This window comes from Herbaspirillum aquaticum (assembly GCF_002213425.1).
Taxonomy (GTDB): domain Bacteria; phylum Pseudomonadota; class Gammaproteobacteria; order Burkholderiales; family Burkholderiaceae_D; genus Herbaspirillum; species Herbaspirillum aquaticum.
In genome coordinates this window covers 330,299-352,259 of record NZ_NJGV01000004.1, presented here as the reverse complement: position 1 = coordinate 352,259, position 21,961 = coordinate 330,299, and the positions used below count along the sequence as shown (strand labels likewise).

Sequence of the window (21,961 nt, the reverse complement as noted above, 5' to 3'; positions counted from 1 at the left end):
AGCTATTTCGCTTCTTCTTTGCTTCACTCATTCTCGTCATCCCTTCCAGGACGACAGCTTAAATCAGTGTCTCAAATTCGGGGTCCACTTTACGCCGCCGATAGCAGTCTTAAACGCGGTGTGATAATATTTATGCAAATCGCTTGGCAGTCCTCATCCCCGAAAACGGTTCTAGTCGGCTGTCGAGTTTCAGGCAAAACGTAAGCGAAAGCCCGCCTCTGGCGGGCTTTCTTCATTTTCGGCCTCCGTTTTTGCATCTTGCATTGCTGAAAACAAATTTCCGGTGGGAAAAGGTAAATCAACCCGATGCCTTCGAGCCAGACGACATTGCTCCAGACGCTTGGCCCACGGCACCAGCCCCGAGTATTCCTGCACATTTCATTTATATCTGGAGGCCCGCTACTGGCCGATTGCTGCTGTTAAACGATAACATGAGGGCCTTACATCTCAGATTTCAAAAGTATGTATCAAAAAACGGGGGTAATAACCCGGTAGGGATTGAGCGAAAGCGAAAACGGCAGATCCGGTGAGCTGTTGCGGGTGATGACGGATCGGGCGTCTTCCTCGGTGACGATGGTCTTCAGGCGGGGCGGCTCATCCTCTTCCATGCCCTCAGCCGCCTCCAGCCGCGCCTCGGCAAAACGGACGGACTGCCAGCCATCGTCGAACTCCTCCCGCGCCACCGACTCATAGCGGCCACGCAGGTTGGTGACCGCGCCCCGGCCCTTCTGCGCTACCTGGTCGCGGTGGATGAAGGTTTCTGGCGTCAGGGTGGCGTCGTCCTCTCCGGAGGTCGCCGAACGGGCCGGCTGCCCCGGGAAAGGCCGGGCAATGCCCTGCGGGAATTTGGGAAAAGAGGCCAAGGAAAGCCCATCAATACTGTGTTTATATACAGTATTTTGCCTTCACTTCGAACGCGCTGCAAATGCTGTTTCAATTTGTCCCCCTGCCGCATTAATCGGTTATGCTTGTTCACCCTCAGCTTCCCATCAGCGAAGAAAGCGACCATATAGGGGGAACAAGGACCGCCAGAGGTCCCAAGGAGACAAGGATGCAATACCAGGCAAACCGGCCCGGTGCCGGTGCATTGCTGGGCGCTTCGCCCCTGGTGCAGGCCAGCGCCGATGGTGTGCCGGACCTGCAGGCCATCGAACGCTCGCACCAGCGCAGCTCGTCCTACGGCATCACGCGCGGCCAGCGGCCCGACCTGGATTCACTCTCGCGCGCCGACCTGGCCCAGACGCTGGAAGCCAACCAGGCCCTCTCCGGCCATGCCCGCCCGGTCATGGAAACCCTCTACGACCAGATCCGCAATACCCACAGCATGGTGATCCTCTCGGACGCCGAGGGCACCATCCTGCATACGCTGGGCGACAGCGACTTCCTGGCCAAGGCCGATCGCGTAGCCCTGGGCCCAGGCGGACGCTGGTCCGAGCAATTGCGCGGCACCAATGCCATCGGCACGGCCCTCTTCGAGCAAAAACCCACCACCGTGCACGCCCAGCAGCATTACCTGGATGCCAACCGCTTCCTGACCTGCTCGGCCGCGCCCATCTTCGACCATCGCGGCCAGGTGCTGGGGGTACTGGATGTCTCGGGCGAATGCGGCAGCTTCCACAAGCACACCATGGCCCTGGTGCGCATGTCGGCGCAGATGATTGAAAACCACCTGCTGGCCGGCAGCTTCCCCGATTGCATTACCCTGCACTTCCACAGCCGCGCCGAATTCGTGGGCACGCTGGTCGAAGGCATCGTCAGCTTCACACCGGGCGGACGTTTCCTGGCGGCCAACCGCAGCGCGCAATTCCAGCTGGGGCTGACGCTCTCGGCGCTGCAGTCGCATACCTTTGCGTCGCTCTTCGGGGTGCCGCTGTCGCTGCTGTTCGAACACCATCGCAAGGCCGCATCGGGCTTGCTGGAGCTGTGCCTGCACAACGGCATCCGCATCCATGGCCGCGCCGAGCTGAGGCTGCGCGACCAGCATTTCCAGAACGCGCGCGAGGCCGTGATCGAGGCCCCGGAAGGACTGCCCACCAGTCCGGCCACACGCCAGGCACCGCCCGTGCGCCCCCATCCGGGCCAGCCGCGTGGCGGCCTGCAAGCCCTCGATACCGGCGACGCCCGCATGAGCGCCATCATCGCCAAGCTGCGCAAGGTGATCGACCGCGACATCCCGGTGCTCATCACCGGCGAAACCGGTACCGGCAAGGAGTGGCTGGCTCAAGCCATCCACCGCGAAAGCGCGCGCTTCCACGCCAGCCAAACCCGGGGTGGCGCAGCGCCTTTCGTGGCCGTGAATTGTTCGGCCATTCCAGAGAACCTGATCGAGGCCGAACTCTTCGGCTATGAAGACGGCGCCTTCACCGGTGCCCGCCGCAAGGGCGCGCTGGGCAAGATCGCGCAAGCCCAGGGCGGCACACTCTTCCTCGATGAAATCGGCGACATGCCGCTGGCCCTGCAGGGCCGCCTGCTGCGCGTGCTCCAGGAGCGCGCAGTGACGCCACTGGGCAGCCAGCGTGTGATCCCGGTGGACTTTGCGCTGGTCTGTGCCACCAACCAGCCCTTGCGCGAGATGGCCGCGCGCCATGCCTTCCGTGAAGATTTGTATTACCGCATCAACGGCTTGCAGGTAAAACTGCCCGCCTTGCGCGAGCGCAGCGACCTGGGCAAGCTGATCGACCGCATCCTGGAGCAGGAAGGCGGACGCCATGCCCCTCGCTTCGATGCCCAGGCCATGGCATTGCTGCAGGCCAGCCGCTGGCCGGGCAACCTGCGGCAGCTGTCCAACCTGATCCGCACCGCCCTGGCCATGGCCGATGGAGAGACCTGGATAGGCGTGGAACACCTGCCAGATGATTTTCTGGACGAGGCAGCGCCGCTGCAGGCGGCTGGTGGCATGCCGGCCCCCGCAACCCATGAAGAAACGGGCGAAAAGCCGCTGTCCATGCTCGACAGCGAATGGGCTGCCATCGAGCGTGCCCTGCGCACCCATGACGGCAACGTCAGCGCGGCCGCCAAGGCGCTGGGGGTGTCGCGCAATACGCTCTATCGCCGCTTCAAGTCACGCGGGCACTGAGCGGGGCAAGCGCGTCATATTCCTCATCGGAAAACAGCCGCGAGCGCGTCAGGAAGCGCTTGCCGCTGCCGTTCTCCAGCGAGAACATGCCGCCGTTGCCGGTGACCACATCGATGATCAGTTGCGTGTGTTTCCAGTATTCGAACTGGTCGGCACCGATGTAGAACGGCACCCCATCGATTTCCCCGAGATGCACGTCGGTGTCGCCCAGCGTAAAGTCGCCGGCCGGATAGCACATCGGCGCACTGCCATCGCAGCAGCCGCCGGATTGAAAAAAGATCAGTTCGCCATGCCGCGCCTTCAACTGGCGCAGCAACTCCACCGTCGCCTCGGTGGCCGTCACCCTGGGCAATGCATTCATTCGCCGCTCTCCTGTTGAGTCTGGTTCTGCCAATAAAAGCGGCACCGGCCGCGAGAGTTGCGGACCGGTGCCGAAGCTGCCTTGCTGCAAGGAGTCAAACGAAATCACGCCATCAGAAGAAGCCCAGCGCCTTGGGGCTGTAGCTGACCAACAGGTTCTTGGTCTGCTGGTAGTGATCCAGCATCATCTTGTGGTTTTCGCGGCCGATGCCGGATTGCTTGTAGCCGCCGAAGGCTGCATGGGCCGGATACAGGTGGTAGCAGTTGGTCCACACGCGGCCGGCCTGGATCTCGCGGCCCATGCGGAAGGCACGCGTGCCATCGCGGGTCCACAGGCCCGCGCCCAGGCCGTAGAGGGTGTCGTTGGCGATGGCCAGGGCTTCTTCCTCGTCCTTGAAGGTGGTCACCGAGACCACGGGGCCGAAGATTTCTTCCTGGAAGATGCGCATCTTGTTGTTGCCCTGGAAGACGGTCGGCTTGACGTAGTAGCCCGTGGCCAGGTCGCCGCCCAGTTCTTCACGTCCGCCGCCGGCCAGCACCTTGGCGCCTTCCTGCTTGCCGATGTCGATGTAGGAGAGGATTTTTTCCAGCTGCTCCTGCGAAGCCTGCGCGCCGATCATGGTGCTCTTGTCCAGCGGATTGCCCTGCTTGATGGCGGCCACGCGTTTCAAGGCACGTTCGATGAAGCGGTCATAGATCGATTCCTGCACCAGCACGCGCGAGGGGCAGGTACAGACCTCGCCCTGGTTCAGCGCGAACATGGCGAAACCTTCCAGGGCCTTGTCGAAGAACTCGTCATCCTTGTCCAGCACGTCGGCAAAGAAGATGTTGGGCGACTTGCCACCCAGCTCCAGGGTCACCGGGATCAGGTTCTGCGAGGCGTACTGCATGATCAGGCGGCCGGTGGTGGTCTCGCCGGTGAAGGCGATCTTGGCGATGCGCTTGTTGGAGGCCAGCGGCTTGCCGGCTTCGACGCCAAAGCCCTGCACGATGTTGACCACGCCCGGCGGGATCAGGTCGGCAATCAGTTCGATCAGGACCATGATGGAAGCCGGCGTCTGCTCGGCCGGCTTCAACACCACGCAGTTGCCGGCAGCCAGTGCCGGGGCAAGCTTCCACACCGCCATCAGGATGGGGAAGTTCCAGGGGATGATCTGGCCGACCACGCCCAGCGGCTCATGGAAGTGATAGGCGTAAGTGTCGCTGTCGATGGGACAGATGCTGCCTTCCTGGGTGCGCACGGCAGCGGCGAAATAGCGGAAGTGATCGATGGCCAGCGGGATGTCGGCGGCCATGGTTTCGCGGATGGGCTTGCCGTTGTCCAGGGTCTCGGCGGTGGCCAGCAATTCGAGGTTGGCTTCCATGCGGTCGGCGATCTTGAGCAGCATGTTGGCGCGCTCGGTGGGGGAAGTCTTGCCCCAGCTCTTCTTGGCCGCGTGGGCGGCGTCCAGCGCCAGCTCCACGTCTTCGGCGCTGGAACGCGCCACTTCACAGAAGGCGCGGCCGATCACCGGGCTGATGTTCTCGAAGTATTCGCCCTTGACCGGCGGCACGAATTTGCCACCGATGAAGTTGTCGTAACGTTGCTTGAAGGGATCGCGTACGCCGAGTTTGCTGATGTCTGCCAGGTTCATGTCGTCTCCGTTCGGGTTATGGTTGAAATCCCGCCGCGATCATGGCCGCAGCGGAGGTTCACCCTTCAAGATGGCAAATCGCATGCCAGCCTGCAAACCCGCTCTGCAAGCGCCTCTTGCGCCAGCGCCATTGTCACGTTGTGTCAATCTGGCGCAGCCTGGGACAGCGTTGAGCAACAGCCTGCCACACCCTGCGCACTTCTCTGCGGACGTAAAAAAACCGGCCAGAGGCCGGTCTTTCGTGCTTCATGAGGCGCGGGGAGATCTGGATCAGACGGCATCCGGGCCGGTTTCGCCGGTACGGATACGGATCACCTGCTCCACTTCCTGCACGAAGATCTTGCCGTCGCCGATCTTGCCGGTGCGGGCAGCCTTGATGATGGCGTCCACGGCCTGCTCGACCACCTTGTCGTCCACCACGACCTCGATCTTGACCTTGGGCAGGAAGTCGACCACGTATTCGGCACCGCGATAGAGTTCGGTGTGACCCTTCTGGCGTCCGAAGCCCTTCACTTCGGTGACCGTCAGGCCCGTGACGCCGACTTCGGCGAGGGATTCACGCACCTCGTCCAGCTTGAACGGTTTGATGATGGCGGTCACTTGTTTCATGGCAATTCCTCTCTTGGTATGTCGTAAAGAAACGATTTCAACGATCTGTTGAATAGCGGATACAACCTTCGTTGTTATTTTACTGGCAAGGCCGTGGTGCCCTGCCCACTTGCACATTGTCAATCAGGCGTGCCCGGCTTTCAACCTTCTTGAACCAGCCGGGCCATAAAAAGCCGTTTTTTCAGGCTTCCAGATCGGGAATGCGCTCCAGATCCTGCAACCAGACCGTAGCCTCGCCATCGCTGGGCGCACGCCAATCACCACGCGGCGAGAGCGAGCCGCCCGAACCGACCTTGGGGGCATTGGGCACGCAGGAGCGCTTGAACTGGCTGGTCTTGAAGAAGCGATAGACGAAGATGCCCAGGTTTTTCTTGATCTGCGGCAAGCTGTACTGGTTGCGCGCCCCATGCAGCCCATCCGGCCAATGGCCGATGCTGCGGTCTTGCCAGGCGCTGTGCGCCAGGAAAGCCACCTTGGCCGGCGTGAAGCCATAGCGCAGGATGTAATAGAGATTGAAATCCTGCAGCTCGTAGGGACCGATGAAATCCTGCGTGCGCTGGCCCGGCTCGCCGTCCGAGGCGCCCGGCACCAGTTCCGGGCTGATCTCGGTTTCGAGGATGTGGATCAGCACTTCCGGCTGCTTCAGTTCCAGCGAACCCGATTCGGCCACCCAGCGCACCAGGTGCGTGATCAAGGTCTTGGGCACGCTGGCGTTGACGTTGTAGTGCGACATGTGGTCGCCCACGCCATAGGTGCACCAGCCCAGCGCCAGTTCGGACAGGTCGCCGGTGCCGATGACGATGGCACCGTGATGATTGGCCAGGCGGAACAGGTGATTGGTGCGCTCGCCCGCCTGCACGTTTTCGAAGGTGATGTCATAGACCGGCTCACCGCGTGAATACGGGTGATCCAGGTCCTTCAACATCTGTTCGCAGCTGGGGCGGATATCGATCTCCTGCGCCGAACAGCCCACTTGCGCCATCAGCTGATGCGCCTGCACCAGCGTGCGGCTGCTGGTGGCAAAGCCGGGCATGGTATAGGCCAGGATGTTGGAACGCGGCAGGCCCAGCTTGTCCATGGCCTTGGCGCAGACCAGCAGCGCATGGGTCGAATCGAGGCCACCGGACACACCGATGACGACCTTCTTGATGTTCGAGGAAGACAGGCGCTGCACCAGTGCCTGCACCTGGATGTTGTAGACCTCGCGGCAGCGCAGTTCGCGCTGTTCGGCATTGGCTGGCACGTAGGGGAAGCGTGCGACCCGGCGTTGCAGCGGCAAGTCCTGGTCTTGCGGAACCTGCACATCGAAACGCACCACCTCGAAGCGGCGCACTTCGTCGGCGTGGCGGCGCACCGACTGGCCAAATGTGGTCTGGTGGAAGCGTTCGCGCGAGAGGCGTTCCAGGTCGATGTCGGCATAGATCACGTGACCGCCTTCGGCGAAGCGCTCGGACTCGGCCAGCAGTTCACCGTTCTCGCAGATCAGGGCCTGGCCGTCCCAGGCCAGGTCGGTGGTGGACTCGCCATTGCCCGCCGACGAATACAGATAGGCCGCCAGGCAGCGCGCCGATTGCTGCGACACCAGCTGATGGCGGTAACCCGACTTGCCGACCACGATGTTGGAGGCCGACAGGTTCACCAGCACGGTGGCACCGGCCAGCGCGGCAAAGGAAGACGGCGGGATCGGCACCCACACGTCTTCGCAGATCTCGATATGGAAACGGAAGTCGGGGATGTTGCCGATCTCGAACAGCAGATGGCTGCCGAAGTCCACGTCCTGACCCAGCAGGCGGGTGCGGCGGGTGACGGCGCAATCGGCGCTGCTGAACTGGCGCGCTTCGTAGAATTCGCTGTAGTTGGGCAGGTAGCTCTTGGGCACCACACCCAGGATGCGGCCGGCATGCACGACCACGGCGCAGTTGTAGAGCTGGTGATCGACCTTCAGCGGCAGGCCGACGATGAGGGCCGGGGCGATGCGCAAGGAAGCCTGCAGCACCGATTGCAGGGCCTGCAGGGAAGCCTCCAGCAAGGCGCGCTGCTGGAACAGGTCTTCGCAGCTGTAGGCCGACAGGCCCAGTTCGGGGAAGGAAACCAGGGCCGCGCCACGGGCGGCGGCCTGTTCGGCCAGGGCGATGGTGCGCTCGGCGTTGAAGCCGGGATCGGCCACCTTGCAGTCCGGCACCGCCACGGCGACGCGTGCGAAACCGTGGTTGTAGAGATTGAAGAAGGGGCTTTGCATAGCGTGTGTTGGACTCCGTGCACTTCGCCAGGGCGGCGACGCGTTCTGTTCATTTTGCGTAGAATGCCTGTTCCAGCGGGGCCGAGGGCCGCGCCAACTTTCGCAGGTCACTCGCAGTCCATGGATTATCGCACGCGAATCGTTTCTTCTCTGGCCGAGATCGGCCCGGCCCGCTGGGACGCGCTGGTCGCCGCCCAGGCCGAGGGCAATCCTTTCCTGTCGTACGCCTTCCTGCATGCGCTGCATGAGAGCGGCAGCGCCAGTCCCGAGTCCGGCTGGGAGCCGCATTACCTGACGCTGTGGCAGGGCGAGGGCCAGCAGGAGCAACTGGTGGCCGCCCTGCCCCTGTACCGCAAGTTTCACTCCTACGGTGAATACGTCTTTGACTGGGCCTGGGCCGAGGCGTACCAGCGGCATGGCGTGGATTACTACCCCAAGCTGCTCTCGGCCATCCCCTTCACGCCGGTACGCGGCGCACGCCTGATGGCCATCGACGAGACCGCGCGCGGCGCGCTGGTGGCCGCACTACGGGCGCTGCAGGAGCGAAATGAAGTTTCCTCCACCCACATCCTCTATCCCCCGCCGGAACAGGCGCAGCAGCTGGCCGACGCCGGGTTCCTGCTGCGCAGCGGGGTGCAGTTCCATTGGCACAATGAAGGGTATGGCAATTTTGCGGAATTCGTCGACACGCTGGACCGCAAGAAGCGCAAGAACATCCTGGCCGAACGGCGCAAGGTGGCCGAGCAAGGCGTGCGCTTCGCCTGGCTGCGCGGGGCCGAGATCACGGAGGCGCACTGGCGCTTCTTCAACCGCTGCTATCGACACACCTATGCGGCGCACTATTCCACGCCTTACCTGAACCTGGATTTCTTCCGCCGTATCGGTGAAACCATGCCGCAGCACCTGCTGTTGACGGTGGCGCTGCGGGGGGATGAGCCAATCGCTTCCTCGCTGACGGTGCATGACGCCGATACACTCTATGGCCGCTACTGGGGCGCACTGGAACACGTGCCCTGCCTGCATTTCGAGACCGCGTATTACCAGCCGCTGGAATTCTGCATCGCCGAGAAAATCACCTGGTTCGAAGGCGGTGCCCAGGGCGAGCACAAGATGGCACGCGGTTTCCTGCCGCAGAAGACCTGGTCGGCGCACTGGCTGGCGCATCCGGGGTTCTATGATGCGGTGGAGCACTTCCTCTCGCGGGAAAGCAATGGCATCGATGGCTATATCTCGGAGCTGAACGAGCACAATCCCTTCCGGGATCCGCCGCGCTGATTCGTCCTTCTCTCGCAGACAAAAAAAACCGATCCGTGCACCACACGGACCGGCCTCATCAAAAAATATAAACGATTTAAATCGTTTAAATCCTTTTAATTATTTATAGCCAACACGATCCAGCATCTGCAACACCTTCTGCTGGTTGGCACCGACCGCACCCACGTTGATGACTTCGGCCTTGAACGGGCCCATCTTCACCAGTGCCGGATTCTCGGTTTTCACGCTCTTGACGGCGGGCCACTCGTTGTTGCCTTCAGCGAAGTAGCGCTGGGCCGAATCGCTGGCCAGGTATTCCAGGAACTGCACGGCTTCAGCCTTGTGCGGCGCATGCTTGGCCACACCGCCACCGGCGATGTTGACGTGCGCACCGTAGCTCTTCTGGTTGGGCCAGACGATGCCAACCTTTTCCATCAGTGCCACGTCTTCCGGCTTGGTCGAACGCAGCAGGCGCGCCACGTAATAGGAGTTGGAGATGGCCACGCCGCACTCACCCGAACCGACCGCCTTGATCTGGTCGGTATCGCCACCGACCGGCTGGCGCGCCTGGTTGGCAACCATGCCCTTCAAGATGGCTTCGGTCTTGGCCGCGCCGTCATGTTCCAGCAGCGCGCCGAACAGCGACACGTTATAGGGGTGCGAACCACTGCGGGTGCACAGCTTGCCCTTGTTCTTCGGGTCGCCCAGGGCTTCATAGGTATCCACGTCTTCCGGCTTGACGCTGCCCTTGTTGTAGACGATCACGCGGGCACGGGTCGAGAAGCCGAACCACTGCGTCCCCTCGCTGCCTTCCTTGCTGTGCAGGTTGGCGGGGATACGCTCATCGAGCAGCTTGGACTTGACCGGCTGGAACAGCCCTTCGCTCTGTGCCTTCCACAGACGGGCCGCATCCACCAGCAGGATCACGTCGGCCGGACTGGAAGCGCCTTCACTCTTCAAGCGCGCGAGGATGCCTGCATCATCACCGTCGACACGGTTGATCTTGATGCCGGTGGCCTTGGTGAAATCGGCGTAGAGCGCTTCGTCAGTCTGGTAGTGGCGCGCCGAATAGAGATTGATGACCTTCTCCTGCGCAAAGCTGGAAGCGGCAATGGCAGCCAGCACGGCGCCGACGGCGAGTTGACGGTGGAACATGGACCATCCTTTTCAAAAAGAGTGAACGACCGCCGTCGTGGAAACGGCGTTTTCTTTTGGCGCGGAAGGCGGTCCAGGGAGAGTGGACTTGGCTGTCGCAGTGGGCGATCTCGGGATCACCTCGTTGTGGGCGCATGGCGGTGACGCCATGGCAGTGTGGTTCATAGACCGCTGGCGACTATATCACAAACAAGAAGCATTATCATCTACACGGATGTACGTCGCGCCGGCCGCCATGAAAAACGCCCTTGCCGGCTCTCGCTCGGCAAGGGCGTGTCAGGCGCCATATGAAGAAATCAGATGAGCTTGACCGCAAAGTCCACACCAATGCCGGCCCACCATTCCTGTTCCTTCTGGAACCAGAAGGAAATGCTCGGATGCTCCTTGATGTAATCGCGGCGGATCTCCAGGTCGATGCGGCTCTTGAGCTTGACCCTGACCTTCTCCAGGTCCAGCGTGATGTGCGCATGGCGGAACATCACCGCCAGCCGCAAGGCCAGTACCGCCTTGGCGAAATCGACATCGGCCAGCATCTCGCTGATCTTTTTCAGGTTGCCCTTCTGCCCGAGGATGAGCGTGCTCATGAGGCGCTGCTCGCGCGTGGTGAAGCCGGGCAAGTCGGCATTGGCGATCATGTAGGCCGAATGTTTGTGATAGCCGGTGGGCGAGACCACCAGGCCGGTTTCATGCAGCAGTGCACTCCAGTAGAGATAGCGCGCATAGGAATCGGTAGCCGGCTTCAGGCTCTGGAAGAAGCCCTGCGCCGTATCGGCCACGCCGTGGGCACGTGCCGCATCGACGTGGAAGCGGCGGGCGAATTCTTCCACCGAACGGTCGCGGCGGTCGGCCTTGGTGGCACGCAGTTGCAGGTCCCACATCACGCCCATGCGCAGGCCGGCTTCCACCGGGGTGATGACCTCGATGCCGAACTCCTGCATGAAGCCGATCAGCACCGCGAGTCCACCCATGATGACGCCGGCGCGGTCGGGCTTCATGCCGTCCAGCGAGATCTGGCTGACGTGGCCGAAATCGATCAGGCGCTGCATCAGGTCGGCCAGGCTGGGCAGCGTGACACGGCCGTCGCCCATGTTGTTGCGGCGGATGGTATCGGCAATGGCACGCATGGTGCCGGACGATCCATAGACATTGACGCTGGCCGCATCGAAGCTGAACAGATGCACCGCATCTTCCACATGCGAACGGGCGGAAATGATGGCGCGCTCGAAGGCCGCTGCCGTGATCGCCCCATCGGGGAAGAAAGCCAGGCTCTGGTTGACGGTACCGATGCCAAAGGATTCGACGTGGCGGATATGTTCGCCCAGGCCACGGATGACTTCGGTGGAACCGCCGCCGATGTCGATGACCATGCGCTCTTCACCCGCATCGGACAGCACGCCGGCCACGCCCATGTAGATCAGGCGCCCTTCTTCCTCGCCGGAAATGATTTCGACCGGATAACCGATGGCGCGCTCCAGTTCCGGCAGCAGCTCGGCGGCATTCCTGGCCACGCGCAAGGTATTGGTGGCCACCACCCGCACGGCGGTCAGCGGATAGTCGCGCAGGACGGAGCGAAAACGGGTCAGCGAGTCGATGGCGCTCTGGCAGGCCTGCGGCGTGAGGTTGCCGCTCTTGTCGATGCCCGCGGCCAGGCGGATGGGGTCACGCGCGCTCTTGATGACGCGTATGCCGTCGTCCTCATACTTGCCGATGTGCAAGCGAAAACTGTTGGAACCGAGATCTACCGCTGCAAACATGCATTTCCTTTCGCAAGGGTTGCGGGCCGGGCGGCGCGCAGCAATTGCTAAATAATTTAAACCGCATCCTGTCTCCCATCCGACAAGATAATGGGCGCGCATTACACTTTGATGACAGCTTGCACCCTGTAGAATGGCGGCTCAGCGAAGTCGTGCTGCGTTGCACATATTATTTTATACAATTTATCCCATTTTCCCTTCCATGCCCGGCATTCTTTACCTGGTTCCCAACACGCTGGGAACGACCGAGCTTGCTGCCGACCCCGGCGCAGTGCATCCGCTGGAGTCCATCATCCCGCGCCAGGTGCAGGCCATCGCGGCGCGCCTGGATTATTTTGTGGCCGAGAACGCCAAGACCACGCGCGCCTTCTTGAAGCTGCTGGGCAGCAGCACCGCACTGGCCAAGCCCATCCAGGAAATCCAGATCAGCGAACTCAACGTCAACACGCCCCCGGCCGCCCTGCCCGCCTTGCTGGCACCGCTGCTGGAAGGCCGCGACGGTGGCCTGATCTCGGAAGCCGGTGTGCCGGCGGTGGCCGACCCCGGCGCCAACCTGGTGCGCCTGGCGCATCAGCACGGGATCACCGTGCGGCCGCTGGTGGGACCGTCGTCCCTGCTGCTGGCGGTGATGGCCAGCGGACTGAACGGCCAGAGCTTCGCCTTCAACGGCTACCTGCCCACCGACGCCGAAGCCCGCAGCAAGCGCATCCGCCAGTTGGAGGACCGCTCCCGCAAGGAGAAGCAGACCCAGCTGCTGATCGAAACGCCCTATCGCAACGGTGCCATGCTGGAAGCGCTGGCGCAGTCCTGCCAGCCGGGCACGCTGATCTGCGTGGCGACCGATCTTTCGCTGCCCACCGAAACGGTACGCACGCAGAGCGCCGCGCAATGGAAGGCCGCGCTGGCGGCCAACAAGGCACCGGACTTCCACAAGAAGCCGACGGTGTTCCTGCTGCTGGCTGAATAAGCATCACAAAAAAAACAAAGGCCGGTTGCATCAGCAACCGGCCTTTTGCTTGAATGCTGCGGAATCGCTCAGCGCAACTGCGACAACGGCGCCGACATCAAGGTCTTGGCAAAGCCCGCACCGAAGGCCACACCGAATTTCTTCAACACGCGTTCGGAGAGATTCTCGGTCTGGGTGTAGTCCACCACATCCTCGGCCTTGATCACATCGCGCGCCACGCTGTCGACCGTCCCATAGCCATCGGCCAGGCCCAGTTCGACTGCCTTGGAGCCGGTCCACACCAGGCCCGAGAAGGTGTCCGGCGTTTCCTTCAGGCGCGTGCCGCGGCCCTGGCGCACCACTTCGATGAACTGCTGGTGGATCTCCTGCAGCATCGATTGCGCGTATTCACGCTGCTTGGGGCTCTGCGGGCTGAAGGGATCAAGGAAGCTCTTGTTCTCGCCCGCCGTCAGCAGGCGGCGCTCCACGCCCAGCTTGTCCATCAGGCCGGTGAAGCCGAAGCCATCCATCAGCACGCCCACCGAACCGATCAGGCTGGCCTTGTTGACGTAGATCTTGTCGGCCGCCACGGCGATGTAATAGCCGCCCGAAGCGCACATCTCTTCGACCACCACATAGATCGGCTTCTTGGGATAGGCCTTGCGCAGGCGGGTGATCTCGTCGTTGATCATGCCGGCCTGCACGGGGCTGCCGCCGGGGCTGTTGATCTTCAGGATCACGCCTACCGAGTCGCTGGCCGCAAAGGCTTTATCCAGCGCCGGAATGACCACCCCGGCCGAACCCTGGCCTTCGGATTCGATGGTGCCGCGAATCTCGACCAGGGCGGTATGGGTGCCCAGCGGTTCGCTCTCGATCTTGTTGTAGGTGAAGGCCATCCAGCCGCCCAGCACGATCACCACCAGGATGGCGATGCGGAAGAAGATGCCCCAGCGGCGGCGGGCGCGCTGTTCCTTGACGGCGAACAGGGCCAGCTTTTCCAGGACGTCGCGCTCCCAGCCGCTCTTCTTGTCCTCGCGCACGCTGGCGGGGATGGAGGAAGACGGTGCTGCGGGCGGCGGGGAAGCCGGGGAAGAAGACTGGGGGGGACGGTCTTGCGGGTTGTCAGATTCGTTGTTGCTCATAGGCTCACTCTGGGCAGCGCCATCGCGCTACGCTGGTTTTTCCGCGAAGCTCATGCCTCGACGGGCTGGACGATGTCATCCGGACGCCAGAACACCTGGCCGTCGCGTTCCACCGCCATGATCTTACGCAAATGCGCACCGGTACAAGGTCCGCCTGCGCATTTTCCGGTATCGGGCGCATAAACCGCGCCATGTGTTGCGCACATGAGATACAGGCCGCTGGATTCAAAGAATTCCCCTTCCGCCCAATCCAGTTCGATGGGCACATGGGCGCAACGATTCAGGTAGCCGTACACCACGCCGCCATAGCGCACCACGAAGCCGGTGGTCTCATCCCCGTGTACCTGCACCGGGAAGCGCTTGCCCAGGCCGCCCTCCTGGAGGGCGGCTGAGGGGCAGATGAAGATTTCTTCAGGCGTCGTCATGGCAAGCCGCCTCAGGCGTGCTCATTGAGCCATTGATGCAGCTCGCGGATGGAACGGGCTGAATAAAGCGGCGCCAAGGTCTGCAGCTGCTGCGGCGGATGCGCGCCGAACTCCACGGCCACGCCCTTGGCTCCGGCGTTGATGGCCATCTGCAGGTCGTGGGTGGTGTCGCCGATCATGACGGTGCGGTGCATGTCCTGGCCCAGTTCGCGGGTCAGTTCCTGCAACATGGCCGGATGCGGCTTGGAGAAGGTTTCATCGGCGCAGCGCGTGGCATCGAATTTGGAGAGCAGGCCGGTGCTGTTCATGGCCCGGTTCAGCCCCACCCGGCTCTTGCCGGTGGCCACGGCCAGGAAATAGCCCTGCTGCGACAGGTCGGCCAGCATCTCGGGCACGCCCTCGAAGAGCGTGAGGTCCTTGTCCTGGCCGAGATAGTGATGGCGGTAGCGCTCCACGATGCGCGGATAGTACTTCGGGTCCACATCGGGAATGGCGGCCTGCATTGCGTCCTGCAAGCCCAGGCCGATCACGTAGGACGCCGCGCTCTTGTCGGGAATGGGCAGCCCGAGGTCGCGCGCGGCCGCCTGGATGCAGCGCACGATGGTCGAGGTGCTGTCCATGAGGGTGCCGTCCCAGTCGAAGACGATCAGGTCGAATTGCTTTCTTGCCATGTGCTGAGCTCTTTCCGCTGGCATGCTGCCGGTTCGATTGCCATGATGGCAATTGCCAGATGAGCATGCGTTTCTGTTAATGCCGGGCAGAAAGTATCACATCCCGGCCGTCTGCGCGCATCCCTTCACTCTTCGGTTCCGGCCAACATGTTGTGGGGCAGCAGGTCACCCTCGGCACCGCCTTCGAGGCTGCGCAGGAAGCGCGCGCATTCCTCGGGCAGGCCGGCCTTGAGGGTGACGGTCTCGCCGCTTTCCGGATGGCGGAAACTGATGCGCCAGGCATGCAGGAACATGCGCTTGAAGGCCACGCGATTGCCATCGGCCTTCTGCAGCGACTTGTTCAACGTGAAATCGCCGTACTTGTCATCGCCCACGATGGGAAAACCGCTGGAAGACAGGTGCACCCGGATCTGATGGGTGCGACCGGTCTTGAGTTCAGCTTCCAGCAAGGCAAATTCACCGAAACGGCGCAACAGCGAGAAGATCGTATGCGAAGGCTGGCCATCGGCCTGCACCCGCACGCGGCGCTCGCCATCCGGGGTGCTGTACTTGAAGAGCGGCAACTTCACGTGCTGGCGGGCATTCTTCCAGTCGCCCTGCACCAGCGTGAAATACCGCTTGTCGGTGGTACCTTCGCGCATCTGGTCGTGCAGGTTGGTCAGGGCCGAACGCTTCTTGGCGATCAGCAGCACGCCCGAGGTATCGCGGTCCAGGCGGTGCACCAACTCCAGGAACTTGGCCTGCGGGCGCGCTGCGCGCAACTGTTCGATCACGCCATAGCTCACGCCCGAGCCGCCATGCACGGCCACGCCGGCCGGCTTGTCGATGACCAGCATGTGGCTGTCTTCCAGCAGGATGCGGAATTCGGCCCCGGGGACCACCTGTTCTTGTTTCTCGGCAACTCGTATTGGCGGCACGCGCACCACATCGCCTTCGGCCAGGCGATAGGTCTGGTCGATGCGGCCCTTGTTGACGCGCACCTCGCCCGAACGCAGGACACGGTAGATATGGCTCTTGGGAACACCCTTGCAGATACGCAGCAGGAAATTGTCAATCCGCTGCCCGGCTTCTTCGTCGGAAATGGTCAGCAACTGCACCTGGGGAAGGTTCTGCGAGGCGGCTTCGCTCCGGGAGGCAGGCGCGGTTGCGGCGCTTTCAGAAGCCCCCCTAGAAAATCTCGCTAAGTCCTTCATTTTGAATATATAATCGTTCGACGCTGAACAAAAAATCAGCGTCAGTAGAATAAAAAGGAACATTCTACACAAGAGGAGACTTCGTCAGCCTCGCTCATTTGCAAAATAGACGGAGGGGGCCCCGAAAACCACGACGCGCGGCATCGCAGACGCAATAAAAGCGCTGCAACGGTTGACAATACAGCCGATCATGCCGCTTGCCTGGTCCACGTAAAGGCCTCGAAACGAGTACGCACCTTCCCTGCGCGATTCCAGTTTGCACCGCAGTTGCAATCGGACAGCGCGCCTGGAAGTGGAACAGAATTGTTTGGATCATCAGGATAAAAGTCTGGCAAGACTCGCATCCGGTGTTCCGGTTCAGGTCCGCAGCGCACAGCCCCCGGCAAAGCAGTATCTTGCAGCGCAACCGGCGGCAGGCTCATCCGCCCGCCCCTCTTGCAGCGCATTGCCCGGGCCAATGCCGCAGTCCTGGCCGAAGCACCGCGAAGCTTGCCGGTTGATGCAACAGAACCCGATCGCCGTCGCCAACCCATCACCATGTTACGTTTGGCTCCACAGACCAGCTTACCGTCCGCAGTTGCCTGCGCGACCGCCTATGGCGGAGCGCGCGGCGCGGATACGGTGCTGCCCGGCGTTCCCGTCTGCCGCATCCGCGCCCCCTTGTGCTGGAGCGCCCGCTAAGGCGCACTCACACAATCAAGGCAATTCCCTCCCCAATCACTTCGTTCTCGCGTACATCCCCTGTACTTTTGGCCCGCTACCACATACGGACGGGCCATTTGAAGGATCTTCGGATCCCGGAGTGAAAACATGAAACGTATGTTGTTCAACGCCACGCAGCAGGAAGAACTGCGCGTAGCGATCGTTGACGGTCAGAAGCTGATCGACATCGACATCGAAACCACCGGACGCGAGCAGCGCAAGTCCAACATCTACAAGGGCGTCATCACCCGCATCGAGCCCTCGCTGGAAGCCTGCTTCGTCAACTACGGCGAAGAGCGCCACGGCTTCCTGCCCTTCAAGGAAGTGGCCCGCACCTATTTCAAGGAAGGCATTGACGTCCGCAACGCCAGCATCAAGGAAGCGCTGCGCGAAGGCCAGGAAATCATCGTCCAGGTCGAGAAGGAAGAACGCGGCAACAAGGGCGCGGCCCTGACCTCGTTCATCTCCCTGGCCGGCCGCTACCTGGTGCTCATGCCCAACAACCCGCGCGGCGGTGGCGTCTCGCGCCGCGTCGAAGGCGAAGACCGCCAGGAACTGCGCGAAACCATGGACAAGCTGGACCTGCCCAGCGGCATGTCCGTCATCGCCCGTACCGCCGGCATCGGCCGCAACGTCGATGAACTGCAGTGGGACCTGAACTACCTGATGCAACTCTGGCGCGCCATCGAAGGCGCCGGCCAGTCCGGCTCGGGTGCCTTCCTGATCTACCAGGAATCGTCACTGGTCATCCGCGCCATCCGCGACTACTTCCAGCCCGACATCGGCGAAATCCTGATCGATACCGACGACATCCACGACCAGGCCCAGCAGTTCATGGCCCACGTGATGCCGGACATGGTCCATCGCGTCAAGCGCTACCGCGACGACGTGCCGCTGTTCTCGCGCTTCCAGATCGAACACCAGATCGAGACCGCCTACTCGCGTACGGTCCCGCTGCCTTCCGGCGGCGCCATCGTCATCGACCACACTGAAGCGCTGGTGTCGGTGGACGTGAACTCGGCGCGCGCCACCCGTGGCAGCGACATCGAGACCACCGCCTTCAACACCAACCTCGAAGCCGCCGATGAAGTGGCCCGCCAGTTGCGCCTGCGCGACCTGGGCGGCCTGATCGTGATCGACTTCATCGACATGGAGAACTCCAAGAACCAGCGCGAAGTGGAAGGCCGCCTCAAGGACGCCCTGCACCACGACCGCGCCCGCGTTCAGATGGGCAAGATCTCCCGCTTTGGCCTGATGGAACTGTCGCGCCAGCGCCTGCGTCCGTCGCTGTCCGAGGGCAGCCACGTGACCTGCCCGCGTTGCAACGGCACCGGCCACATCCGCGATACCGAATCCTCCGCCCTGCAGGTGCTGCGCATCATCCAGGAAGAGGCGATGAAGGAAAATTCAGCCGCCATCCACGTGCAAGCGCCGGTGGACGTAGCCGCCTTCCTGTTGAACGAGAAGCGTGGCGAAATCCTGAAGATCGAGACGCGCCATCGCGTCACGGTCATCATGATCCCCAACAAGCACCTGGAAACCCCGCACTACAAGATGGAACGGATCAAGCACGACGATCCGCGCCTGGACGACGCCCAAGCCAGCTACACCATGGCCGAGCAAGCCGATACCGATATCGGCTACAGCAAGCGCCAGAAGGAAGAAGTGCGTCCGCGCCAGGAAGCCGTGGTCAAGGGCATCACCCCCGACCAGCCGGCCCCGATCGTCGAGCGCAAGGCCCCGGAACCGGTGGCTGCCCCCGTACCACCGCCGACCCTGGCCCCGGAATCGGGCCTGCTGGGCAAGATCTTCGCCTTCTTCCGCAAGAAGCCGGTCGCACCGGTGGAAGTGCCTGCGCCGGTGGAAGCCAAGGCCCCGGCCAAGCGCGAAGGTGATCGCAATGGCCGTGGTGGCGACCGCAATGGCCGCAACCGCAACCGTGGTGAACGCGGCGAGCGCAATGCTGAGCAGCGTGCCCCGCGTGGCCCGGCTGCCGTCGAACTGAAGACCGGCGACGCCGCTGAAGCCAAGCAAGCCCGTGCACCGCGTGGTCCGCGCGAGCCCAAGGAAGGCCGCGAACCGCGTGAAGGCCGTGAAGTGCGCGAGGGCCGCGAGCCGCGCGAAGCCCGCGAAGGCCAGGAACCGAAGGAAGCCCGCCGCAACGAGCCGCGTGAAGCCCGTGAGCCCCGCGAACCGCGCGAAGGCCGCGAGCCGCGCGAGGGTCGTGAAGGCCGTGAACCGCGCCAGCCGCGTGAACCGCGCGCCCCGCGTGCTGAACGCAAGGACCTGAAGGCCGAGGAAGGCCTGCCGCTGGAAGTCGCACTGGCTGCCGGCGCAGCCACCGCAGGCGTAGCAGTTGCCGCCGGTGCCGTGGCCCTGTCCAATGACGAGCAAGCCGCCCAGGTGGAAGCTGCGCAAGTCGAAGGCTCCGAAGCCACTGAAGGCGTCGAGGGCGCGGAAGCTGCCGAAGGCGGCACCGAACCCCGTCGTCGTCGCCGTCGTGGCGGCCGCAACCGTCATCGTCGCGAACGTGATGAAAACGGCAATGTGATCGACAACGGCGAAGGTGAAGGATCGGAGCAATCCGAAGCCGCCGAAGGCGTAGAGACGGTGGTCGTGGCCAGCGCCGCTGCTGCCAGCGTGAACGTCGAGACCGTCGCCGAGACCCCGGCTGCTCCCGTGGAGGTGGCGCAAGCCGCTGTGGCGCAGGCCTCCTTCGCTACCTCCCCGGTGCCGGAACAAGCCCCGTCTGAGGCTGCCGTGCACGTGGAAAGCGGCGTGAACTCGGTCGAAGCCGTGGCCGCAGCCGCTGCTGAAGCGACCCAGGCCGTGTTCTCGAACCAGCCGGCCATCGAACCGGCGGCCCCGTCGATCGATGCCAGCTTCGCCCCGACCCCGGCCTTCGAGCCGGTGCAAGCCCCCGCTGCGGCTCCTGCCGCATCGGAAGCCCCGGTCGAGGTGGTGCATGCTGCTCCTGCAGCACCGGCCGTGCCGCAACAGATCAGCCTGCTCGACGCCGTTGAATCCAGCCCGGCACCGGTGGCCGTCGAACCGGCTCCGGTCGTGGCGCAAGCCGCACCGGCAGCCGCTGCAGCCCCTGCACCCGCAGCGGCAGCCAGCACCGGCAACGGCGCCCGCTCGGAGTCGCTGGAGCAGATGCTGTCGCAAGCCGGCCTGACCCTGGCCACGACCGATCCGGTCAAGCTGCGCGCTGCCCAGGAAGCCGCGGCTGCCTTCGTCCCGGCACCGCGCGTGCCGCGCGAACGCAAGCCGCTGCCGCCGCAGTCGACCGAACCGCTGGTGCAGGTCGAAACCCGCCGTTGATAAAGCATCCGGCCACCCTGCCGCAGGGTGGCCCGGAAGCTGGACATCGTGGCAATGATCAAGGGAGCTCAGGCTCCCTTTTTCATGTCTACAGGTTTTCGAATGAAGCCTTTGCCTTCACCGTCCATCGGCAACAGACCTCCTATTTCGGCACAGTTGCCACCTCGCCGCCGCGATACAGTCACGGCAGTCCACGACCACGCTGCAAGCCAGACGCCAGCGGGGCCGCACGGCGGGCGGCAGCTGGCGCGAGATTCAGTCGTACGCATACACTATATGCATGATCGTGCATCTGCGCGCCAGCCGCAGGCGTGCTATCGTTACACACCTTTTATCGCCAGATCGTATGAACAAGCGCGTCATCCCCATCGTCGATGTCCGGCAAGCCCCGACTGCTATTGCGGCCGGCCTGCTGACGCCGGTCGCGGTCGAGCCGACCGGCTGGCTGGGCGACAGCCTGGGACGTCCGCTGCACGACCTGCGCATTTCGGTAACTGACCGCTGCAATTTCCGCTGTGTCTATTGCATGCCCAAGGATGTCTTCGACAAGCAATACCAGTTCCTCCCGCACTCCGACCTGCTGACCTTCGAAGAGCTGACCCGCGTGGCGGCCCAGTTCGTGGCGCATGGCGTGCGCAAGATCCGCCTGACCGGTGGCGAGCCGCTGCTGCGCAAGAACATCGAGACCCTGATCGCCATGCTGGCCGCCCTGCGCACCCCGGACGGCGAAGAAATCGACCTGACCCTCACCACCAACGGCACGCTGTTGAAGCAGAAGGCCCAGGCGCTCAAGGCGGCCGGGCTCAGGCGCGTGACGGTGTCGCTGGATTCGCTGGATGACGAGAGCTTCCGCCGCATGAACGACGTCGACTTCCCGGTGGCGCGCGTGCTGGAAGGGATCGAAGCGGCCCACGCCGCCGGCCTCGGCCCGATCAAGATCAACATGGTGGTCAAGAAGGGCGTCAACGACGACCAGATCCTGCCCATGGCGCGCTACTTCAAGGGCAGCCCGGCCATCCTGCGCTTCATCGAATACATGGACGTGGGCTCTTCCAACGGCTGGCGCATGGATGAAGTGCTGCCCTCGCGCGAAGTGGTCCGCCGCATCGCCGCCGAGATGCCCTTGGAAGTGGCCGACCCCAACTACACCGGCGAGACCGCCGAGCGCTGGCGCTATGTGGATGGCAGCGGCGAGATCGGCGTGATCTCCAGCGTGACCCAGGCTTTCTGCCAGGATTGTTCACGCGCGCGCCTCTCTACCGAAGGCAAGGTCTACACCTGCCTCTTCGCCAGCGAAGGCCATGACCTGCGCAGCCTGGTGCGCAATGGCAGCAGCGATGCCGAGATTGCCGGTGCCATCGCCGCCCTCTGGGGCCAGCGCGGCGACCGTTATTCCGAGCTGCGCAGCGCCATGCAGGCGACCCCGGCGCGCAAGGTCGAGATGTCTTACATCGGCGGCTGATCAGGCACGCCTGCC

15 protein-coding genes and 1 pseudogene are annotated in these 21,961 nt (G+C 63.1%); 5 read left to right on the top strand and 11 right to left on the bottom strand.

Annotated features, from left to right (window positions below; translation table 11 throughout):
* Positions 1 to 488 precede the first annotated feature (488 nt).
* Positions 489 to 863 (bottom strand): annotated as a pseudogene (locus CEJ45_RS06200) (PA0069 family radical SAM protein); the annotation flags it as partial.
* Positions 864 to 1,051: 188 nt separating this feature from the next.
* On the opposite strand from CEJ45_RS06200, the gene CEJ45_RS06195 reads away from it, so the two are divergent.
* Entirely contained in the window at positions 1,052 to 3,076 is a 2,025-nt protein-coding gene (locus CEJ45_RS06195) for a sigma-54-dependent Fis family transcriptional regulator (RefSeq protein WP_088754297.1), read from the top strand.
* Here CEJ45_RS06195 and CEJ45_RS06190 read toward each other — a convergent pair.
* The 4 genes from CEJ45_RS06190 to CEJ45_RS06175 all read right to left on the bottom strand — a co-directional run bounded on the left by CEJ45_RS06190 (position 3,057) and on the right by CEJ45_RS06175 (position 7,918).
* Entirely contained in the window at positions 3,057 to 3,437 is a 381-nt protein-coding gene (locus CEJ45_RS06190) for a DUF779 domain-containing protein (protein ID WP_154132463.1), read from the bottom strand. The two genes, CEJ45_RS06195 and CEJ45_RS06190, sit on opposite strands and share 20 nt — an antisense overlap.
* 112 nt (positions 3,438 to 3,549) lie before the next feature.
* Positions 3,550 to 5,070 (bottom strand): aldehyde dehydrogenase, encoded by a 1,521-nt coding sequence (adh, locus tag CEJ45_RS06185; RefSeq protein WP_088754296.1) that lies wholly within the window; start codon positions 5,068 to 5,070, stop codon positions 3,550 to 3,552.
* 270 nt (positions 5,071 to 5,340) lie between these two features.
* Entirely contained in the window at positions 5,341 to 5,679 is a 339-nt protein-coding gene (locus CEJ45_RS06180) for a P-II family nitrogen regulator (RefSeq protein WP_006463535.1), read from the bottom strand.
* Positions 5,680 to 5,860: 181 nt separating this feature from the next.
* On the bottom strand, positions 5,861 to 7,918 hold the full coding sequence (locus tag CEJ45_RS06175) for an NAD(+) synthase (RefSeq protein WP_088754295.1): 2,058 nt from the start codon (positions 7,916 to 7,918) through the stop codon (positions 5,861 to 5,863).
* Between the two features lie 120 nt (positions 7,919 to 8,038).
* Here CEJ45_RS06175 and CEJ45_RS06170 point away from each other — a divergent pair, with 120 nt between their 5' ends.
* Positions 8,039 to 9,193, top strand: coding sequence for a GNAT family N-acetyltransferase (locus CEJ45_RS06170; protein WP_187697636.1), 1,155 nt, complete (start codon positions 8,039 to 8,041; stop codon positions 9,191 to 9,193).
* A 99-nt stretch (positions 9,194 to 9,292) separates the two neighbouring features.
* On the opposite strand, the gene CEJ45_RS06165 is transcribed toward CEJ45_RS06170, so the two are convergent.
* Both CEJ45_RS06165 and CEJ45_RS06160 read right to left on the bottom strand, forming a co-directional pair.
* A complete protein-coding gene (locus tag CEJ45_RS06165; protein WP_088754293.1) occupies positions 9,293 to 10,327 on the bottom strand; it encodes an extracellular solute-binding protein in 1,035 nt (344 codons plus the stop codon).
* 296 nt (positions 10,328 to 10,623) lie between these two features.
* Positions 10,624 to 12,081, bottom strand: a complete 1,458-nt coding sequence (locus tag CEJ45_RS06160; protein WP_088754292.1) for a Ppx/GppA phosphatase family protein — start codon at positions 12,079 to 12,081, stop codon at positions 10,624 to 10,626.
* Between the two features lie 202 nt (positions 12,082 to 12,283).
* On the opposite strand from CEJ45_RS06160, the gene CEJ45_RS06155 reads away from it, so the two are divergent.
* Complete coding sequence (locus CEJ45_RS06155) at positions 12,284 to 13,048, top strand: SAM-dependent methyltransferase (RefSeq protein WP_088754291.1); 765 nt, start codon at positions 12,284 to 12,286, stop codon at positions 13,046 to 13,048.
* Positions 13,049 to 13,116: 68 nt separating this feature from the next.
* Here CEJ45_RS06155 and CEJ45_RS06150 read toward each other — a convergent pair whose 3' ends face one another.
* From CEJ45_RS06150 to rluC, 4 genes are all read right to left on the bottom strand, one after another.
* A complete protein-coding gene (locus tag CEJ45_RS06150) occupies positions 13,117 to 14,169 on the bottom strand; it encodes a S49 family peptidase (RefSeq protein WP_088754290.1) in 1,053 nt (350 codons plus the stop codon).
* A 50-nt stretch (positions 14,170 to 14,219) separates the two neighbouring features.
* Positions 14,220 to 14,594 carry a Rieske (2Fe-2S) protein gene (locus tag CEJ45_RS06145; RefSeq protein WP_034332207.1) on the bottom strand — a complete coding sequence of 125 codons (375 nt, stop codon included), beginning with the start codon at positions 14,592 to 14,594 and terminating at the stop codon, positions 14,220 to 14,222.
* A gap of 11 nt (positions 14,595 to 14,605) precedes the next feature.
* On the bottom strand, positions 14,606 to 15,265 hold the full coding sequence (locus CEJ45_RS06140; protein WP_088754289.1) for an HAD-IIIA family hydrolase: 660 nt from the start codon (positions 15,263 to 15,265) through the stop codon (positions 14,606 to 14,608).
* 125 nt (positions 15,266 to 15,390) lie between these two features.
* Positions 15,391 to 16,458 carry a 23S rRNA pseudouridine(955/2504/2580) synthase RluC gene (gene rluC, locus CEJ45_RS06135; protein ID WP_088754288.1) on the bottom strand — a complete coding sequence of 356 codons (1,068 nt, stop codon included), beginning with the start codon at positions 16,456 to 16,458 and terminating at the stop codon, positions 15,391 to 15,393.
* Between the two features lie 810 nt (positions 16,459 to 17,268).
* On the opposite strand from rluC, the gene CEJ45_RS06130 reads away from it, so the two are divergent.
* Entirely contained in the window at positions 17,269 to 20,484 is a 3,216-nt protein-coding gene (locus tag CEJ45_RS06130) for an Rne/Rng family ribonuclease (RefSeq protein WP_088754287.1), read from the top strand.
* A gap of 346 nt (positions 20,485 to 20,830) precedes the next feature.
* Positions 20,831 to 21,946: a GTP 3',8-cyclase MoaA gene (gene moaA, locus CEJ45_RS06125; protein ID WP_088754286.1), complete on the top strand. Its 1,116-nt coding sequence runs from the start codon at positions 20,831 to 20,833 to the stop codon at positions 21,944 to 21,946.
* The last annotated feature ends 15 nt before the right edge of the window (positions 21,947 to 21,961 follow it).